Genomic DNA, 18985 nt, shown 5'->3' with positions numbered 1-18985 from the left:
AACATAACGAGAAGCCCAAGCCGTTTATATGGACAGCCAAGGCTAATGACATACTGGAGAAGGTAGTTCGAGCTAATTGCCGCTTAAGCAGCAAAAAGAACGGSGCACTACACTAGCTTAAGAAGATTTAGGCTCACCTGCCTTGCAACTGCTAGATTCTCCGCTGCATAGCCCTCACGTGACCTGCAACGATCTTCATCAAAAGCAACATCAAGAACCCAGTGCAATTGATTCTCGATCAACCAGTGCTTTCTTGTGGCTTGAACCACCTCTTCAGCAGACAGCTTGCGGCTGGATATAAAATAACGGATTAATGTACTCCCTTTGCCTTTTTTCTGACTGTCTAACTGGACGGCAGCTATCGTTTTGGTTTTCCAGCCAAATGCGTTGGAATTTTCAGCAATGTCGTTTATAACCCAACATCGACGGTGTTCCATGCGACCATGTGATTTACCTTTCTGTTCGGCAAACTCAAGGCAGGGCGCATCTTCCGGATTTTCTTGCCAAAGCTGTTCGAAAGCTTGTGTCAGTTCGCCATAGAGCTTCTTCTGGTTGCCTTTCACAGCAAGCAAATAGTCTGCCTCTTTCTTTAGGATTGCAGTGGCAATTTTCTTTTGGCAACCCATTGCATCAATAGTGACCAGACTGCCAGCCAGTTCAAGGAGTTTGAGCAGCGCTGGAATGGCGGTAATTTCATTAGACTTGGCATCCACCTTATATTGGCCCAGGGACAATCCAGCTTCGGTGCACCAGGCGTTGACCATGTGAATGGCGTCTTTGCCCTTGTTCCAGGCCGAACCTTTAACCGTCTTGCCATCTATCGCGACGATTCTGCTGTCAGAAAGTTCAAGACCCGAAAGAACGTCCCGTATCCACTGGATAAAGATCTGACGAAACTCATCTGGATCGATTGCAGCAAAAACACGATTAAATGTAATGGCGACAGGAATTCCACCGGGTAAGGTCAGATACTTTCGAAACCATTTTTCTTTAGTTTCGGCGAACAGTCTAATGGCGTTCCAGTCATCTGCGCCGCACAAAATGGCACAAACGGAGATAAACATAATCTCAGCCAGAATATGCGTTGTTTTCTTGGGATCTCGAGGATCGGTGAGTGTGCTGAATTTGGAGAACAGGGCTTTTGCTGACATAGATAGGTAGAAAAAAACGGTATTCTGCCGTTTTTCAGCCCGCCTGTCTGTTCAAAAAATACTCATGTTTTTGCCGTGGTCATTGTCCCAACCCGCAGCTAACCGTTTCAGTTTTATACTGTCGTTGGTTTCCGTGTCCTGAGTGTGGATATTCAGTGCTATTCGGTTAAGGATCGAGACGTTCTCAATGGCGCAATTATTGGTAGTCTGATTTTTATCTTCGCCAAAAGCAACGTCAAGCCTCCAGTGAAGTTTGTTCTCCACCTCCCAGTGCTTACGGGCAATGTCCAGTACCTCTGCAGCACTGAGCTGTTTGCTCATGATGTAATAATGTACCTCCGTAGTGACTTTATTATCAATTTGTCGATCACGCTGTATCATGGCTACTTGCTGTAATCCTTCCCACTTTTTGGCTTCCGTAATTTCAGAGAGGTCTTCCATAACCCAGACCATACGCCGCTCAGTCCGGCCATGTCCTTTTTCCTGCGTTTCTGAATAATTGAAACCAAGGGTCTGCTCCGGGTGCCATTCACATTGTTGCTCAGCTACTTTTTCAATCTGCTTGTGAAGGTTCTCCTGGTTGCCCTTAACTGGAAGCAGATAATCGCCGCCCTGCTCGATGCAGACTTTAACAATCTCTCTCTGGCAGTTGAGTGCGTCTGCAGTGATAACGCAACCCTTTAGATACATAGACCTCAAGAGTTCAGGAACGGCAGTGATTTCATTGGATTTTTCATCAACCTTTCGTTGACAGAGAACCATTCCTGCGCGGGTGCTCCAGGCGCTTACCATATGAATGGCCTTTTTGGATTTACTCCTTGAACCTCGAAGACACTTTCCATCAATGGGGATAACATCCAGTCCATCGCCGGAAAAGTTTCTGAAAGTATCGGAAATCCATCGTGTAAAGCATTCTTGAAAGGCAGTTGGGTCGAGAAGGCAAAAAGTTCGGTAGAAAGTGTCATGAGATGGAATACCGTTGGGTAGTTCCAGAAAAGTAGACAACCAGCCTTTTTTCTTACGGCCAAACTTTGTCATACCCTCCCAAGTCTCAACGCCACAGAGGACAGCACATATGGCGATAATGAGGATATCTATAAAGTTATGTATGCGCATTCCTTCACAGCGGGGATCCGGTACAGTATCGATATAGGTAACCAGTGTATTCTGTTGTAGAGTTTGCATAGCGAACATCTCTGAACCGATACACTATCTAAGCGACAGATACAGTATTATTCAAATTGGTTACTGAAAATAATAAGGAACTTTAGTACCTAGTTGATGCGTAAGCCCTGAGTGCCTCCACCCGAACCTGGACTACTCGAACCGAAAATCCTGAACATTATAAAACCTCTAATTAATCAATATAATTCATCTTCCCTGTTTAAAAGTCCATATTATTCAGACAATGCTATGTAATGAAAATTCAAATCGATCATTGATTTTTCTCTTTCAAAAAATAGAGCGCCCCATAAAAACAGATCAGCCCTGAAAAATCTGCCAGCATATCAGCAAAAGATGGATCACGATAACCAGTCTGCCCCTGTAACACCTCAATCAGCCCACCATACGCCAACAGAAGAACAGGCTTTATAAATACAAATTGCTCTGAAGGATGGGCAAGCTCCTCCATCACAAACGCCAGCATCATAAACACCAGCCCATGCATTACCTTGTCATTCAGTAATGTCGCAGGCCCCTCCTCTTCAACAGGAAGCAATGCCATCACTAACACAGCCAACAGCAACAAATAAAAACCGGTTTTCAACAATGGCGAAGGTAAAGATTTCATCCATTTCAAAATAAACATAGGCACACTCCCTACAAAAAAGCCGGCACAAATGCCGGCTTTTTTGTGTTAGAGCGAATCAGGGTATCTGATCCAGCTCTTCGTTTTCCTTAACAGGCACTATCAGGTCTTCTCGGCTGATCTTCATATACACCAACATATTGGATGCAATATAGATGGACGAATAGGTACCAATACCCACACCCACAATTAGTGCCATCGCGAAATTGTGAATCATCTCACCACCAAACAGGAACAAAGACAGCAGAACCATCAAGGTGGTTCCAGAGGTGGCCAACGTACGACCCAACGTTTGCGTCAGGGAGACGTTGATCACCTCAATAGCATCGCCTTTACGGAGTTTACGGAAATTTTCACGGATTCGGTCATAAACGATAATGGTATCGTTCAAGGAGTAACCGATTACCGCCAGCAATGCCGCCAACACCGTCAGGTCAAATTGCAACTGAAGGAAAGAGAACAGACCCAGAGTAAAAATCACGTCGTGCGCCAAAGAAAGAATGGCACCCACAGAAAATTTGAACTGAAAGCGGAAGGCAATGTAGAGCGTGATCAGCACCATGGCAAACAACATGCCTAAACCGCCCTGATCTCTCAGTCGATCACCCACCTGCGGGCCAACAAACTCGACCCTAACCGCTTCTACCTTACCTTCATAGTTCTGCCCCAGCAGCTTACTGACCGTAGCACCCAGTTTCGGATCATCACCAGGAATACGCACCAGAATATCTTCTGCGGAACCAAACTCCTGAACGACAACGTTATCGTATCCTTCAGCAGCAAGTTGCTCACGAATATCGGCCGTTTTCACCGGCTTATCGTACACCAGTTCAATCAGGGTTCCGCCAGTAAAATCCAGCCCCCAATTGATGCCTTTAGTCAACAATGTTGCTAAAGAACCCACCACCAGTATCAGCGACAGCACCGACGCGAGGCTGCGCAGTCGCATGAAGTTAATGACTTTTAAATCACTCATCACTGCCACCTCAAATATGTAGTTTCTTAAGATTGCGGCCGCCATGGGTGACATTCACCAATGAGCGAGTCAGCACAATCGCCGTAAACATAGACGTCAGAATACCGATACACAGGGTCACCGCAAAACCTTTGATAGGCCCGGTACCCACCGCAAACAGAATGATACCCACCAGCAACGTGGTAATGTTACCGTCAAAAATGGAAACAAACGCGCGGTCAAAACCATCATGAATAGCACGTTGAATCGGTCGTCCGTTACGAATCTCTTCCCGGATACGGGAGAAAATCAGAACGTTCGCATCCACCGCCATACCCAACGTCAGAACGATACCCGCAATACCCGGCATGGTCAGCGTCGCGCCAAACAGGCTCATGACCGCCATCAACAACACCAGGTTGATTGACAGTGCAATGTTCGCCAGCAAACCAAACACACGGTACACCACCACCATAAAGATCAGCAGCAGAATCAGACCAATCACCGTGGAATGAACACCCATCTGAATGTTTTCAGCACCCAGGCTTGGGCCAACAGTACGCTCTTCAGCAAAGTACATAGGCGCTGCGAGAGAACCGGCACGAAGCAACAATGCTAACTCAGAGGCTTCCCCAGAAGAGTCCAGACCGGTAATACGGAACTGATTACCCAACGCACTTTGAATGGTTGCCAGGCTGATGACACTCTCTTCCTGCTGGAAACTTTGAATCGTTTCCTTAACCTTCACACCATCAACGGTTTTGGTCACTACCTTGGTAACAGGCTTCTGCTCAATAAAAATCACCGCCATGGCACGCCCCACGTTATTACGTGTTGCACGGTTCATCACCGTACCGCCATGACTGTCCAAATTGATATTGACCTGAGGCTGCCCACTTTGGGTATCAAAGTTGGACTGCGCACTGGACACCTGGTCGCCAGTAATGATGATGTCTCTTTCCAGCGCAACCGCAGGACGTGCAGAGTTTCTGAAACTGAAGGTTTCGGTACTCACACGGGAAGCATCAGGCAACGCCTCTAAGCGGAACTGCAGGTTGGCCGTCTTACCGAGAATACGCTTGGCTTCTGCGGTATCCTGAACACCTGGCAACTCGACGACGATACCGTTACGACCCTGGCGCTGAACCAATGGTTCAGAAACACCCAGTTCATTCACACGGTTACGAACGGTTGTCAGGTTCTGCCGTACTGCATAATCTTCAACTTCACGAATCGCCGTTTCTGAATAACCGAAAGACACCACCGGGCGACTATTCACTTCCGTATTTTCAACGGTCAGATCTGGGAAATCTCTACTGATAAGTCTCGCCGCTTTATCGCGGGAAGCCACATCATTAAATGCCATCTGTCGTGCACCGTCGGCACGCTCTGGCATAGTACGATAACGAAGCTTTTCCTTACGCAATGCGGTACGGATTTCCGAATTAGCAATATCTAACTTCAACTGCACCGCTTTTGCTGTATCCACTTCTAAAAGAAAGTGCACTCCGCCTGAAAGGTCCAAACCCAGTTTCATTGGGTAAGCGCCGATGGAGGTCAGCCATTCAGGTGTCGTCTGGGCAAGATTGATCGCAACCACATAATCATCACCCAGCGCTTCTTTTACCAATGACTTGGAAAGCTGTTGCTGGTCGGCATGATTAAGACGAACTAACAAAGAACCGTCGTCCAGTTCTACAGATTTAATGTCAACATCCGCGGCAGACAATGCCTGCTCAACACGACGCTGAACCCGTTCATCCATCACTTTGGATGAACTTGCACCAGAGACCTGAACAGCAGGGTCTGCGGGATAAAGATTGGGAAGGGCATAAATAAACCCAAGACCTACCACGACCAGAATCAGCAGGTACTTCCACAATGGATAGCGATTGAGCATGGCTCACCGGTTCCTGATTTAATAAGTATTATACCAATTTTGCTTTAAAATTATGGCTGCGCAGTTCTTTTGACCAACTGGATCTGCTTTGAAGCTCCTCGCCATAGCTTTGGCTATGACTCGTCTCTTCACCTTGCCCAGTTGCCCAAAATAACTTGCTCGCTGCATAATTTAAAAGCGCTATTGGTATTATGCGACTTTAAACGTTTATTGCATGGGCAAATCGAATTGCGCGGGCAGTCCATTCAGTCGTAAAAAAGGCAGCCTAGTGACTGCCTTTTTGTCATTTACTTAATAGCCTTAATCGTGCCTTTTGGCAAGGTCGCTGCTACTGAGCCTTTCTGGAAATTCATTTCCATATTGTCAGCTACCTGAAGAGTGACAAACTCATCAGTAACATTGTTGACTTTACCCAGAATGCCACCAGTGGTGACCACTTCATCACCCTTAGCAAGGCCACCAATCAAGTTCTTATGCTCTTTGGCACGCTTGCTCTGTGGACGCCAGATCAGCAGCCAGAAAATCAGCACAAAACCGCCCAGCATCACCAGCTGGCCAATCATTCCCGGTCCGCCAACTGCTGGCGCCGCGCCTTCGGCGGCAGCTTGAGCCTGACTGATAAAAGGAATCATTCCAATACTCCTAAAACATTCTTACTGTTGATGCAGCAATTTACCTGAAAAATAAACAGTCCGGAAGACAACGCCGTCAATACTGCGTAACAAAGCGTTACCGGAAGTCTTATAACCTAACGGTTTATTGGGACTGACTGAAAAATATCAACCCCAGTCCGGCACTTCCTGACCACGTTTGCGATAGAATTCCACCACAAACGCTTCCAGCTCGCCTTTTTCGATGGCGCCACGCAACCCTTCCATCACTCGCTGATAATAGCGAAGGTTATGAATCGTATTCAGCATGGAGCCCAGAATCTCACCACACTTATCCAGATGGTGCAGATAGGCACGACTAAAATTCTGACACGTGTAACAGTCGCAATTTTCTTCCAGTGGACGCTCATCTTTTTTGTGTGCAGAGTTGCGAATTTTAATAACACCCTCGTCCACAAACAGATGACCATTACGGGCATTGCGCGTCGGCATCACACAATCAAACATGTCCACGCCTCGACGCACTGCCTCCACAATATCTTCCGGCTTACCAACGCCCATCAGGTAACGCGGGTGATCTTCCGGAATCTTGTGCGTAATATGAGAAAGAATACGCATCATGTCTTCTTTACTCTCACCAACCGACAAACCTCCGATGGCGTAACCGTCAAAGCCAATCTCAGTCAGCCCGTCCAGAGATACATCACGCAGCTCTTCAAACATCCCGCCCTGAATAATGCCGAATAGCGCTGAAGGACTTTCACCATGAGCAGCCTTGGAACGTGCCGCCCAACGCAGAGAAAGCTCCATGGACACACGAGCCTGCTCTTCATTGGCATCTCCCGGTGTGCATTCGTCAAAGATCATAACGATGTCAGAACCCAGTTCTTTTTGAACCTGCATGGAGACTTCCGGATTCAAAAACACCTTGGAACCATCCACCGGTGACTGAAAGGAAACGCCCTCTTCAGTAATCTTGCGCAACTTGCCAAGACTGAACACCTGGAAGCCGCCGGAGTCCGTGAGAATCGGCCCATGCCATTGATTGAAATCGTGCAAATCACCGTGCTTCTGAATAATTTCCGTGCCCGGGCGCAACATCAGGTGAAAGGTGTTACCGAGAATGATTTCAGCACCAATCTCCTTAATATCACGTGGCAACATACCTTTAACGGTGCCGTAGGTGCCCACCGGCATAAAACACGGCGTTTCTACTGTACCGCGAGGAAACGTCAGCCGACCACGACGGGCTTTACCGTCGGTCGCCAGCTGATCGAATTGCATAAAACACTCTTCTCTTTTCATGACCGTTTAATCACTTTCAAAAATCAAAAACTACAAATCTCGCACCCATACTTCGAGGTTGTCGCAACCCCCCAAGAACCTCGTTCCCATGCTCCGCGTGGGAATGCATACCGAACTCAGACACAGCGCATAGAAATGAAACATCATCAATCCGTCTTACGTTCCAGCAACATCGCATCGCCATAACTAAAGAAGCGATACCCCTGCGCCACCGCTTCATCATATGCGCGCAAAACATGATCACGGCCAGCAAACGCGCTAACCAGCATCAACAAGGTAGACTGAGGCAAATGAAAATTAGTCACCATCAAATCCACACTCTTAAACTCATAACCGGGGTAAATAAAAATCGTCGAGTCCCCCTGAAACGGCTGAATCTCGCCAGAAGCAGACGCTGACTCCAAACTCCGCACAGACGTTGTTCCCACAGCAACCACACGATTGCCGCTCGCCCGGGTCTCTCGAACCGCCTGACAAACTTGTTCAGACACTTCGATATATTCCGCATGCATCACATGATCTTCGATCTTATCCACCCGCACCGGCTGATAAGTACCCGACCCCACATGCAGCGTCACAAACACCTTATTAACGCCTTTTGCTTCCAGCCGCGCCAGCAATGCTTCATCAAAATGCAGCCCTGCCGTTGGCGCTGCAACGGCACCGTCTTTCTCGGCGAATACCGTTTGATAACGCAGGCGATCACTGTCACCGTCTTCCCGATCAATATACGGCGGAAGTGGCATATGGCCATGTTCCAGCAATATCGGAAAAATTGAAGTTTCAAATCGAAGAATAAACAGAAAATCCTGCCGCCCTTCCACCACAACACGAACAGAACCGTTACCCAACAGCAAAACCGAACCAGGCTTGGGAGATTTACTGGCTCGAACCTGCGCAAGCGCCAGATTATCTTCCTCCACGCGCTCAATCAGCACTTCAATCTTGCCGCCAGTTTCTTTCTGCCCGTACATTCGTGCCGGAATCACACGAGTATTATTCAACACCAGCAAATCGCCGGGCTCCAGCATGCTTTCGATATCTGCAAACTGTCGATGGTTGATGATGCCGCTGTTGCCATTCAGGCACAGCATACGGCTGCCGGTACGATCTTCCGCAGGAAACCGGGCAATCTGCTCATCGGGCAGATCAAAATCAAAATCACTGACTTGCATGGACAATCCGGTAGGTACTCACTACAACACTCTCGCCATTATCTATAAATGCTGCTTATAGTAAGTAGCGCATTAAACAAAGCGTAGAAAAGCTGCGAAGGATACTGCAAAACGGCAACGGTGTCAGGAGAGCTTACCCATAGTCAGCAAACCTTAACCAATAAAATATGCAATAACTGCTTGATCTGAATAAAGTCTTTGATATACTTCGCCGCACTTGAGAGACGCCTCTTCTGGAAAGATTGAAGACTAAAAGAAAGTTTGAAATCAATCGGGAGATAACATAATCTCAACCCAATGCCGGTGTGATGGAATTGGTAGACATAGGGGATTCAAAATCCCCCGCCTTAACGGGCGTGGCGGTTCGAGTCCGCCCACCGGTACCAGATTCATCAAATAAATCCCTCAATGTCCCTGATTGACTAACTTGTCCGTTCGGACACCTTCTACGATCATAGTAGAAATTTAGGTTGTTTTTTTTGTAGAAACGGACACTTTTTTGCAAAAAATCATCTCTATTATTCCAATAACCGGACAGCTTTTCTGAAAATTTTCCGGTCATCTTTGAGCAAAAAAAAAAAATCATTTCACAGCTCAAAATAATCCAAATTCCCCGATATCAAATAGGAATAAAAAAGCCTACCCAATCATTGGAAAGCTGCGTGGTTTATAAAGTGAAATTTCTCGGAACGAGAGTAGGAAGAATATTCAGGAAGGAATTTTAAAAATACAGTTTTTGTTACAACCTTTCAGTTACCTCTCTCCATATTCTTGTGAATTCACCAAACCCATAATTTTTCAACTCGTGCTTCAGCGCTTTTCGCACATAATTATGAGAGGGAAAGACACCAGCACCCAGTAGATCCTGGCACACAGTTTCAACCAATAAAACATTTCTGCGATTTCGCCTTTCTCGCTTTTCATCACGCAGAACATTATTTTTCTCAACCAACCGATAGGTTAATTCTGGAAAATGATACCGCAAATAATTCACGCCAACCTTTAGCTGATCAGCCGCCTGCTTAACAGAAAAAACACGGCTGTGGCCATCTACAATATTCGTCAATTGTTGTTTAACCCAGTCGTACTTATCCGCATTATCATAAGATTTTCTACCATCAAGTTCTGCCACTTTTGCGACAGGATCAATACGATCATGCTGGAACAGCAACACAACCGGGCTGACCTCCACAGCAACACAAAAATTTAACAAAGTACTCAGAGTTGGCCTAGTACCTCGACTTCCATCAGAAAGCCACTGACTGATTGTTGCCTGGGAAAAACAAAGCAGCTGCTCTAATTTTTTTGTTGATGTCACACTCAACTTAGCCATCACTATCTTGATTCCACCTCTTAATAGCTGCAGGAGCTGCATATTTTCTGTTACCCGATGGCGGCTAGCGACAAGATCCAAAAGATACTGTTCTTTTTTCGAAAGCACTTTCTTCCCCATTCCTTTAGCTTCGCTACCAAGAAATGAGCCACACTCAGGACAAAAACCAATCGGAAGCACTCTCTGAACCATGTACTGCTTTGCGCCACACTCAAAACAATTTCCTGCATATAAACATTGATGAACAGGGCATATCGTTAAGCTCTTTAAACTCCAGATTAGCGGCTCATATAAAACCTCTTTATTTGTCCGCCATTCTTGAAAACATTCCGGACACCATTTTTTTGATGGGTGAAATAGCCCCTTCCCCATTGAATCGAGCAATGATTTCCAGGGCAACATCGATAACAAGCCAACACCTTTCTGCCCAGTAAACACTTCTAAAGCATTTAAATACATTTCAGCCTTTGGTCGATACCCATTCATTGCTGAAAATCCATAATTCAGGAATAAATCATTAGACACCGCCCCCTGCCCAAGGGCAGGATTTAAAAAATGACGCAAAAAATGATGCGGCGCTTTCCGGTGAGCATAGGCCAATCGCACAAGATAACTTCCTGCTGACTCAAACATAAACCCATTACCAGAATCCTCTGGTTTTAACTTATATAGAGCAGTTCGAGGAAACTGTTCAAACACACCCATCATAATCAGCACCCCCTGCTTCATCTCGCTCAAGTTTTCGCTGAACACCCTTCGAATCATTTGCAGGCACCACCTTTGTTTTATCACCCAGCAACATTTCTTCAACCTCTAGCATGGATACACGGCAAAAGTAGTCTCTACCCATTCTAATTTCTTTGGCCACCTGTCTCAGTTCACGCGGATCCATGCGATTTGCCATTAAATCTTTAAAAGTCACGTAACTCTTACCTGACTTCAAGGTTCTATAGAGCGTTTTTGTTAGCCAATCCTTAAGAATACCGATGCACCCACAACAAGCGAGATGGATATCTTCTACTTTTTCGAAAATTATGTCTGCGAAAGCTGTAGGGTAACGTTGCAGTAAAGCATCAAGAGCTTCGCCAAAATTTTTTAACTCAGCAACAGAGCCACGCTGATAGGGTCGCAACTCAATAATCTCTGAACGTCTTCCAAGCTGCGCACTGATTTCACCAAATCTCAACAATCGGTAAGTGCCCACCAAAACAATGATACACCCGCTCAAGGTTGCTATTGACTTCAGCATCTCCATGCAACGAAACGCTTCCTTCGGGGTACGACAAGCATCAATAATATGCTGCGCCTCATCAATAATAAGATATTGAACTTTACGTTTTTTCAAAAAACCTTGAACCACTTCAGCGAGATCTGGAATGCTGTTATCTTTCAGTAAAATCCTGGATATTTCTTTCTGGCTAACGCCCTCAGAATAATCCAAAACGTAGTTTCCTCGGTCTAGCAATAACTCTCCTCCTGTCTTCAAAATATTTTTAAATAATGGCTGCCAAGGGAATCGGTCACCTACAGACGCTGGGCACTCAACATAAACAACAGGAACCACCTCAGGATTTTCCTGCATATATGTCTTATTTTCTTCCAACTTCCCCTTGGCAAACTTCTTGGCCGCCCTAGTTTTTCCAGCTCCCGTTGAACCAACCAGCTGAATAAACTCAACCCCCCCGACAGGCTCCGCTTTAATCAGTAAATCATCATAGGCTTCGCTTAGATTCGCATGCTTGATTCTCTGATTTGAAAAGAAATCAATTTTTTCCTCAATAGACGACTGCAATACTTCATCGCCAAAAGTTCGGTTTTCGTGCAATTTGTTTTTCATTAAAGACCTTCCTAAGCCTTGTTAATTTTCGCTTAATACCTGAACATGTCATTTACAGCACTCAATACTGCTCAGACAATTGTACTTTCATTACTGAATGGTACTTGAGGGTCGCTTTTAGAAATCCTCAATATTATTTTCACCTGGCACAATTCTGATCGATGAAGCATCACTATCACTAACCGCTGTAGACTTATTCTCAACCTCCTCTACCCCCTCCCTTAATCGCTTCTCTTCATCTGAAATTTTCCGATTAAATGGAACAGCACGCTCCGCTATCTCTTTTTGAGAGTAAAAGGAATGTGTATAACCGTTCGCCTCTGTTAAAACTGAGCGGTCAATACCGGGAAAATATCGTCCCTCAGTAACCACCCGTTCACATCGTTTCCACCCATCCAGATTACAGTAAACATAAGAGTCATCCTCGGGATCTATACGAAGCTCAACCTCTTTCCCCAACCAATCAGCACTGCTGAATAATTCATGTCCGTAATACAACCCCTTTCTGACAACCCCTTTAACTGGCTGAATAACTCGAGTACGCTTGTTCCCATCATGAGGAAGCATCATAATGCGCAGATTCTCATCATCCGCACCCACTTTTCGATAATCACGCTCACCATGACGTATAAAACTGTCTTCCAAAACCTCGTCCGGGATCATTTTGTGCGCAGGATGCTCTGTTTTGTTGTAGTGCCCATAGAAGAAATCTTCCAAAAGCTGTTTCAATGACTGAAAATCCCACAACGCATTAAGAACAGGGTTTACACTAGCTGACAACTGACGTGGGTTTTTCATAAGCTTCGAATTGCCTGTCAACGTATGAACAACGGCCTCATTAAGCTGTTTAAAGACACTTTCAACTGCCGACCCACCCCGCGGGTTACTTTTACGACTGTGAATTGTCACAGAAAAGTAAGCACAAAATTGTTCGAACTGGACACTCTCAAACTCTGCACCACCGTCAACACAAAATGATTCAGGCAGCCTTCCGTGACGCTTAATCAGCTCTCTGACCACCATCATAACTGAGTTATTGGATGGACTACTCATCGTTAAATAAATTGCCAAAACACTCCGGGAGTACAAGTCAACTATGACCGTCAACCACGGTTTGGCAGGTTTTTTATTGGGAAACTTCAAAAACTCATCAAGCTGAGTATGATCAACATGAAGATATTCAAATGCACGGGTTCCCCGCCTACTTTCTATAACACCATCACTGGTTGTGATGGGCATCAATGCATTAGCTTTCTTATGACCCTGCCTGGTTCGAACCCGCTTGCTAAGACTCACAGTTTTAATCCGGCGCCTCATCCAACTGTACGACCCCGGCTCTACACCTTCATCCTTACAAAGCCGAACATAGTCACGATAACAGGCAGCTACACTTTTACACTTCGCATCAAGATATTCTGACTCAATAACATCATCAGCCAACTCCAAAGGCTTGCCATTAATGAATGATTGACTATTCCCCTTGCCGCGATGATTATCAACCAGCTCCGCAAGTCCATTTCCTCTGCGATCAATGCCTTCGGCATATCGCTTCATATATCGTCGCAGTGTTCTTGTAGAGCATCCCAAATACTCTGCTGCTTGTTGGCGATTCATATCTCCCATTAGCACTTGATGCAAGGTGTGATGCCGCTTAAGCGCCTCTTTTTGATGATCTTCATTAGCCGCCAACATCATCTGTGTTTGCTCATCATTCAGCTTATCGTTGCTCTGATCACCCTCTACAACTTCTAATTCTTTAGATTTGATCAGCTCTCTAACATCCTGAATCCTTACAGGCTTTAGCTGAGACAAACCTTCACCCGTAATTTCGATCAGCACCGTTTGCCTTGAAGGATCAATAGACTGAAGCTTCCATACCTGTCCTCCTCGCTGGCAAACCATTCCCTCCTTAACCGCCATCTCCGAAGATTTAAAATGAAACCCATTCGATGGTTTCACATCTCTTGTTGTTATATACACTTGACACGCACTTTTAGACGTAAAGACCCTGCACGTTTCAGGCTCAGACAGCAGCTCTCGCTCCATGGCCACATAAAGTGCGCCAGAAGCAACAAGCTGCAACACATGATCAATTTTTAAAGCGGGATGCCCAACCAAAAACTCACTAATAGTCATCGTAGGCGAACTGCCGATAAAGCTGACGCAAGCCTGTTCTATCTCACTGGAAACAGCTTCCTTCTTCTTTAGCACTCTTATGTAGTCCAATAAATGCCTGATGTTGGCCAAAAGCTTGGGGTTACAATCCGCATCAGTAAAAAACCGATATTTAACACCAGTACGCTTAAGTTCCCGTTCCATCACTGGCGAACGAAAACACCCCTCAACTTCGTCATAGATATATCTGTCCGGATATTTCTCACAGAGCTCCATGAGTTCAGCCACCCGTTTACACTCAACAAAAGAAACTGCATCTTCTTCAACCAAAAAAGCATCCGGCGTGTGTCGTATTCCCTGACGCTTACCATTTTTCATTACTGGCGATATCTGAAAAGTAATTGGCTGATCGAAGATCCCCCGAACAGAGGGCTTCATTTCACTCATTATCTGAAGCGCTTTCTCTAAATCACTTTCTGACTTGTTGACAACTCCCATCAGCGGGCTTGGGAATAAACTGGCTCTACCCGGCCCCCCTCGATTAATGTGTCGAACTGGGTTACCCATTGATTGCTGAACATAGTCCAACCCTTCATCATTCACACCCAAACGCTCAGCGTTAGCCTTAACATACTCCAGCAGCGCTTTTGGCTTATCCATGCAGAACTCCTATATTCTTTTTTTTGCGTAGCTTTATATTCAGAATTCACAAACTTTTTCGTTAACTCAATCATTTTTTTTCAACCACTTGCACTTGACCCTGAAACATAAACAATGTTACATTGGCTATTAGCCAAAAATATAAATTAATTTTTTTTACCGTTGTAAATCAGCAGGTAACGGAAATAAATTTTATGTATATCCGGCAGGATTGCTCCAGCATGACAGGATTACTGCCTATTAATTCCATGGAAAATAATTTCAAAATTTTCTGATTTTCTTGATTTTTAGCATATATGCTGTCAGCTTATATGCTTATTATAGACTTTTTATGACATTTAACCAGGAAGAAAAAGATCGCTTTATTAAAACTGTCCGCGACAATATCGTTTGTGCTTTAAACAAAGCATCATCAAAATCGAAGCCTGGTTCTCATATGACAAAATCAGAACTGGCTACCTTATTGGGCATAACACCACAACAACTCTTCAAAATTCTCAAAAATGGTAATCCAACCCTTGCTACCATCTGGCAAATCAGCACTGCATTGAATGTATTACCAGAGTCTCTCTTTGCTGGCACAAAGCAGGGTCAAAAAAAACGCATTGAACCCAATATGGAGAAAATGCTGAATGATAGAAAAAAACAGTCATAGCCAGCGTATACACTAGACAGACTTCTTACGGTGGATATTAAGGAGTGTTCCACGTGCGCTTCAGCAGTACTTCGCCATCGAAATCAATTGATTCATTACATGAATAACGTCTCTTTTTCGCTGCCCTCGGAAACAGCGGACAAATCCCTCTATCCTAAGAGACAGGCTTAATGCATAGCAGTCCTTACTAGGTGACTCCCAAATAGCTACAACTCAGCAACTCATAAGCCTACAGGCTAGGTTACATATAAGCTTTAATGCTGAAAGAAAATGATATAACCTCTCTTCAAACTTACCCCCTTGAAAATTTACTGCCAAAGAATCTGCCTGAATAATTCTAACCAGCTATGACAAGTAGCTACATGCTTACTACCTAAAACACCACATCGGTAAAACCGTATTCCCAAACCCTGCCTCATCACCTATGTTCACCCTTTCACCTGCTTATACCTCCTTCATGCGCCGCATACTATTTATCTCCACACTTGCAGTAATAACTCTTACATTCGGCATCGTCACTTTGACCAAATCCGCTCAGGACGAACAGCTGAAATCGGCCATGTCGCTAGTGCACCAAGGTGATTTTGTAGAAGCCATCAGCCGGTACCAGGACTTACTGGCTCCGGAAGAGTTGGATAATGACATAGATGAATCCCACTATCGCGCGTGGATTAATGCATTACTACTGTTCGGAGATAAAACCCAGGCAAATACATTACTTGAGCAGCGAACAGCACTGTTAAAAAAGTATCAACCTGAAGCAGAAAAACGACTGCTGACAATCACTGCCGCTTCGATGTTTTCGAAATTATTGAATGGCAATCCGCAAGGTGCCATTGACGACTATGTGCAGTTACCGACTACTATCCGCCGTGAAGGACCAGAAGCCGGAAACCTCTTCCTGTTATTGGGCGATGCATCAAGGCAGCTCAATAACGTTCCAAACGCAGAATACGCTTACCAGCTGGCCTTGCTGAACACTGGCAATCATCATTCGAAAGTCACCATTTTGCTCCACTATGCAGGGTTGCTCTACGAAACACGAGGGAGCCAAAAAGCCATTGAGCTACTCAGTCAGCTTGACGACTTTAACCCGGATGTTCAGCCTGAAGTCTTACCCATCTATTTTAACGACAGAGCACTGGCATTCGCTTTTTACGGCCGCTTGCTAATTGATAAGGCAAAAGCCAATCCAACGCTTCGAAGGGATACCGCAACCAAAGCGCTCAAACTCTATGAAGAAGCCATGAAATCCCTCAAAAAACTGCCCAGAACAACCATGTTCCAAGGAACAAGCCTCGCAGTCACACTCGAAGCGGCAAGAGCCTTTGAAGATATGGGCTACCGAGAACAAGCGCTGGCGCTTTACGAGTTATTAGATGGCTTTCTTGGCAATCAAAAACCCAACAATCCGCTATTCGCCCGGGCATTCTGGGAGGTCAAATTCCGTCAAAGCCAGCTCCAAAAAGAAGATAAATCGATTCAGGCTCACTTGGCTATGTCCCGGGTCAATGCATTTACTAACACCATTCCCGCCGACAGTCCTTTACTGTTCGCCCCTAAAGCAGAGCTGGCCTGGAAACTAATAGACATTGGTGAGACCAAAACAGCAAGAAATCTACTCTTCAATATTTTCGATACCTATAACCAGCATATAGATGCCTTCGGTACCTGCGACAATGGTTTAGACAGTCTTTACGCCAACAATTTGCTCAAAGCACTCACTCCCAGCGAGCTGGTTTTCATTGCTGATGAAGTACTGCAAAGGTTACTTATGGCAAATAGCCAAGGTCGCAATATCTGGCAGTCACGAAATTGTCGAATGGCGCTGTACACCATCATGGATGCCATGGAGAAATTTCAGCACCTGTTCCCTGTAGAATCCCACCCTGCTGAAAGGGCAAAACTGGACAGCATTAATGTACTGGCCGCACAGTTGCATCGCTACAGTCCTATGGCTCACTCTCTGGCCATTAGAAAACTCAAGCGCGATACACAGACACTGCCTTACGGTTCGATGATCAATCGCCTTCTCTCTATCGGTGAGGAACAGCATCGTCTAAGAGTGCAATTGCGAGACTCTATGACAACGCAGGGGCAATCAGCTCAAGCGGACGAACTTGCCAAAGCGATAGAGCGTCTGACAGAAGAGCATCAATTGCTGCTGATAAAGGTACAGAAACAATACCCCAATGCTGTGATACCTACATTGCCAGCCCCAGCCCACCCTGCATCCATCATGGAAAATTTAGCCGATGACGAAGCAGCTATTCTCTGGGCAGTGGACGACTATGGATCAAAAGCCATTGTGATCACCAAACAGCGAGTGCAGTCAGTGGCACTGCCCATCGACCTTGCTGATATGGATAAACTGGTCAACGACATCCGTCTGACACTGGATCAGCCAGACATCCGCTCCCCCATAGATATACGACCTTTTGCCATGGAGCCAGCCTTTCAACTCTATAAAGAGGTGTTTGCACCGCTAATCCCCCTTCTCAAGGATAAACAGCGCCTCTATCTGTTGCCCGATGGCCCACTGTCCAAGCTGCCGTTTCAAGTGTTACCCATGGCGCTTCCAGAGAAACCCGTTAACTCAGCACTGGACTTTATCAACTATCGAACCGTTGCCTGGCTTGGCGACCAGTTCCAGATGAACTATCAGCCATCGCTAAACAATCTCTACGATCAGCTGATTGCCCAAAAAAGCGGGAAGACGTCAGCCTCTAGCCACCCGTTAGCGTATGCCGGATTTGGCAACCCTGTGATGCCCAATAATGAAGAAAGCGCTATTGTCGATCAGCTATTTTCTTCTACCAGTAACCGTATCAATAAAGTTCGCCAGTCATTGCAGTCGTCCTTTAACTTTATGGGCGACAGTGCATTAGAAAACCTCAGTCGTTTGGCTCCTTTGCCAAAAACCGAGCAACAGTTACATGCCATTGGTGAAATACTTGGTGAAGATGATTATATCTATACTGGTAGAGCCGCCACCCTTCAGCAGCTGGAACAACTGCCTCTGGAAAAATTTGAAACCCTGGTCTTTGCCACCCACGGTCTGACTGCCGGTAAAGACATGCCTGAACCCGGCTTGGTGATGACGCCCAACGGGAATGACTTCACTTCTGCCATTCTCGATAGCAGCACCATTGCCGGGCTTAACCTGAATGCCGATCGTGTGGTGCTGTCTGCCTGTAACACCGCAGAATTGGGTCAGGATAACGGCCTTGCCAGCCTCAGTACTGCGTTTTTTCAGGCCGGTGCCAAAAGTCTTTTAGTGTCCCACTGGTCTACGGAACAGTCGGCTACTACGGAACTGATGGTCAGCGTCTTTCAACACATAAAGCAGTATCCGGAACAAGGCCTTACCCCGGCACTGCGTCATGCAGCACAAACCATGCGAGATCACGACAAAAACTCGTTTCACGCCCACCCCATGTTCTGGGCACCTTTTGTGGCCATTGGCCAGGATCAATAA

At 45.7% G+C, this 18985-nt stretch carries 13 protein-coding genes and 1 tRNA gene; 3 read left to right on the top strand and 11 right to left on the bottom strand.

What is annotated here, in order from left to right; genetic code table 11:
- Positions 1-107 precede the first annotated feature (107 nt).
- The 8 genes from AKL11_RS21760 to queA all read right to left on the bottom strand — a co-directional run bounded on the left by AKL11_RS21760 (position 108) and on the right by queA (position 8907).
- Positions 108-1151: an ISAs1 family transposase gene (locus tag AKL11_RS21760; RefSeq protein ID WP_067521952.1), complete on the bottom strand. Its 1044-nt coding sequence runs from the start codon at positions 1149-1151 to the stop codon at positions 108-110.
- Positions 1152-1202: 51 nt separating this feature from the next.
- Entirely contained in the window at positions 1203-2336 is a 1134-nt protein-coding gene (locus tag AKL11_RS21755; protein WP_067521950.1) for an ISAs1 family transposase, read from the bottom strand.
- Between the two features lie 250 nt (positions 2337-2586).
- Positions 2587-2961, bottom strand: a complete 375-nt coding sequence (locus AKL11_RS21750) for a VanZ family protein (RefSeq protein WP_095210612.1) — start codon at positions 2959-2961, stop codon at positions 2587-2589.
- A gap of 58 nt (positions 2962-3019) precedes the next feature.
- Positions 3020-3937: a protein translocase subunit SecF gene (gene secF / locus AKL11_RS21745; RefSeq protein WP_067522128.1), complete on the bottom strand. Its 918-nt coding sequence runs from the start codon at positions 3935-3937 to the stop codon at positions 3020-3022.
- 10 nt (positions 3938-3947) lie between these two features.
- Entirely contained in the window at positions 3948-5816 is a 1869-nt protein-coding gene (gene secD / locus AKL11_RS21740; protein WP_067521948.1) for a protein translocase subunit SecD, read from the bottom strand.
- Positions 5817-6103: 287 nt separating this feature from the next.
- Entirely contained in the window at positions 6104-6448 is a 345-nt protein-coding gene (yajC, locus tag AKL11_RS21735) for a preprotein translocase subunit YajC (protein ID WP_067521946.1), read from the bottom strand.
- A gap of 147 nt (positions 6449-6595) precedes the next feature.
- Positions 6596-7711, bottom strand: a complete 1116-nt coding sequence (gene tgt / locus AKL11_RS21730) for a tRNA guanosine(34) transglycosylase Tgt (RefSeq protein ID WP_067521944.1) — start codon at positions 7709-7711, stop codon at positions 6596-6598.
- A 167-nt stretch (positions 7712-7878) separates the two neighbouring features.
- Positions 7879-8907: a tRNA preQ1(34) S-adenosylmethionine ribosyltransferase-isomerase QueA gene (gene queA / locus AKL11_RS21725; protein ID WP_067521943.1), complete on the bottom strand. Its 1029-nt coding sequence runs from the start codon at positions 8905-8907 to the stop codon at positions 7879-7881.
- 299 nt (positions 8908-9206) lie between these two features.
- Between queA and AKL11_RS21720 the strand changes: the two genes are divergently transcribed.
- A tRNA-Leu gene (locus tag AKL11_RS21720) sits at positions 9207-9293 on the top strand.
- Between the two features lie 353 nt (positions 9294-9646).
- On the opposite strand, the gene AKL11_RS21715 is transcribed toward AKL11_RS21720, so the two are convergent.
- From AKL11_RS21715 to AKL11_RS21705, 3 genes are all read right to left on the bottom strand, one after another.
- Complete coding sequence (locus AKL11_RS21715; protein ID WP_095210611.1) at positions 9647-11005, bottom strand: TniQ family protein; 1359 nt, start codon at positions 11003-11005, stop codon at positions 9647-9649.
- A complete protein-coding gene (locus AKL11_RS21710) occupies positions 10932-12077 on the bottom strand; it encodes a TniB family NTP-binding protein (protein WP_067521939.1) in 1146 nt (381 codons plus the stop codon). The genes AKL11_RS21715 and AKL11_RS21710 overlap by 74 nt, the downstream gene beginning before the upstream one ends.
- Positions 12078-12194: 117 nt before the next feature.
- A complete protein-coding gene (locus AKL11_RS21705) occupies positions 12195-14852 on the bottom strand; it encodes a TnsB C-terminal domain-containing protein (RefSeq protein ID WP_067521937.1) in 2658 nt (885 codons plus the stop codon).
- A gap of 280 nt (positions 14853-15132) precedes the next feature.
- Between AKL11_RS21705 and AKL11_RS21700 the strand changes: the two genes are divergently transcribed.
- Together AKL11_RS21700 and AKL11_RS21695 are read left to right on the top strand one after the other, a co-directional pair.
- Positions 15133-15507 (top strand): helix-turn-helix domain-containing protein, encoded by a 375-nt coding sequence (locus AKL11_RS21700; RefSeq protein ID WP_157673714.1) that lies wholly within the window; start codon positions 15133-15135, stop codon positions 15505-15507.
- 559 nt (positions 15508-16066) lie between these two features.
- On the top strand, positions 16067-18985 hold the full coding sequence (locus tag AKL11_RS21695; protein WP_157673713.1) for a CHAT domain-containing protein: 2919 nt from the start codon (positions 16067-16069) through the stop codon (positions 18983-18985).

It is taken from the genome of Endozoicomonas ascidiicola, from assembly GCF_001646945.1.
Classification (GTDB): domain Bacteria; phylum Pseudomonadota; class Gammaproteobacteria; order Pseudomonadales; family Endozoicomonadaceae; genus Endozoicomonas; species Endozoicomonas ascidiicola.
Note: the sequence above shows the minus strand (reverse complement) of the source record. Positions and strands in the feature narration are given on the sequence as shown.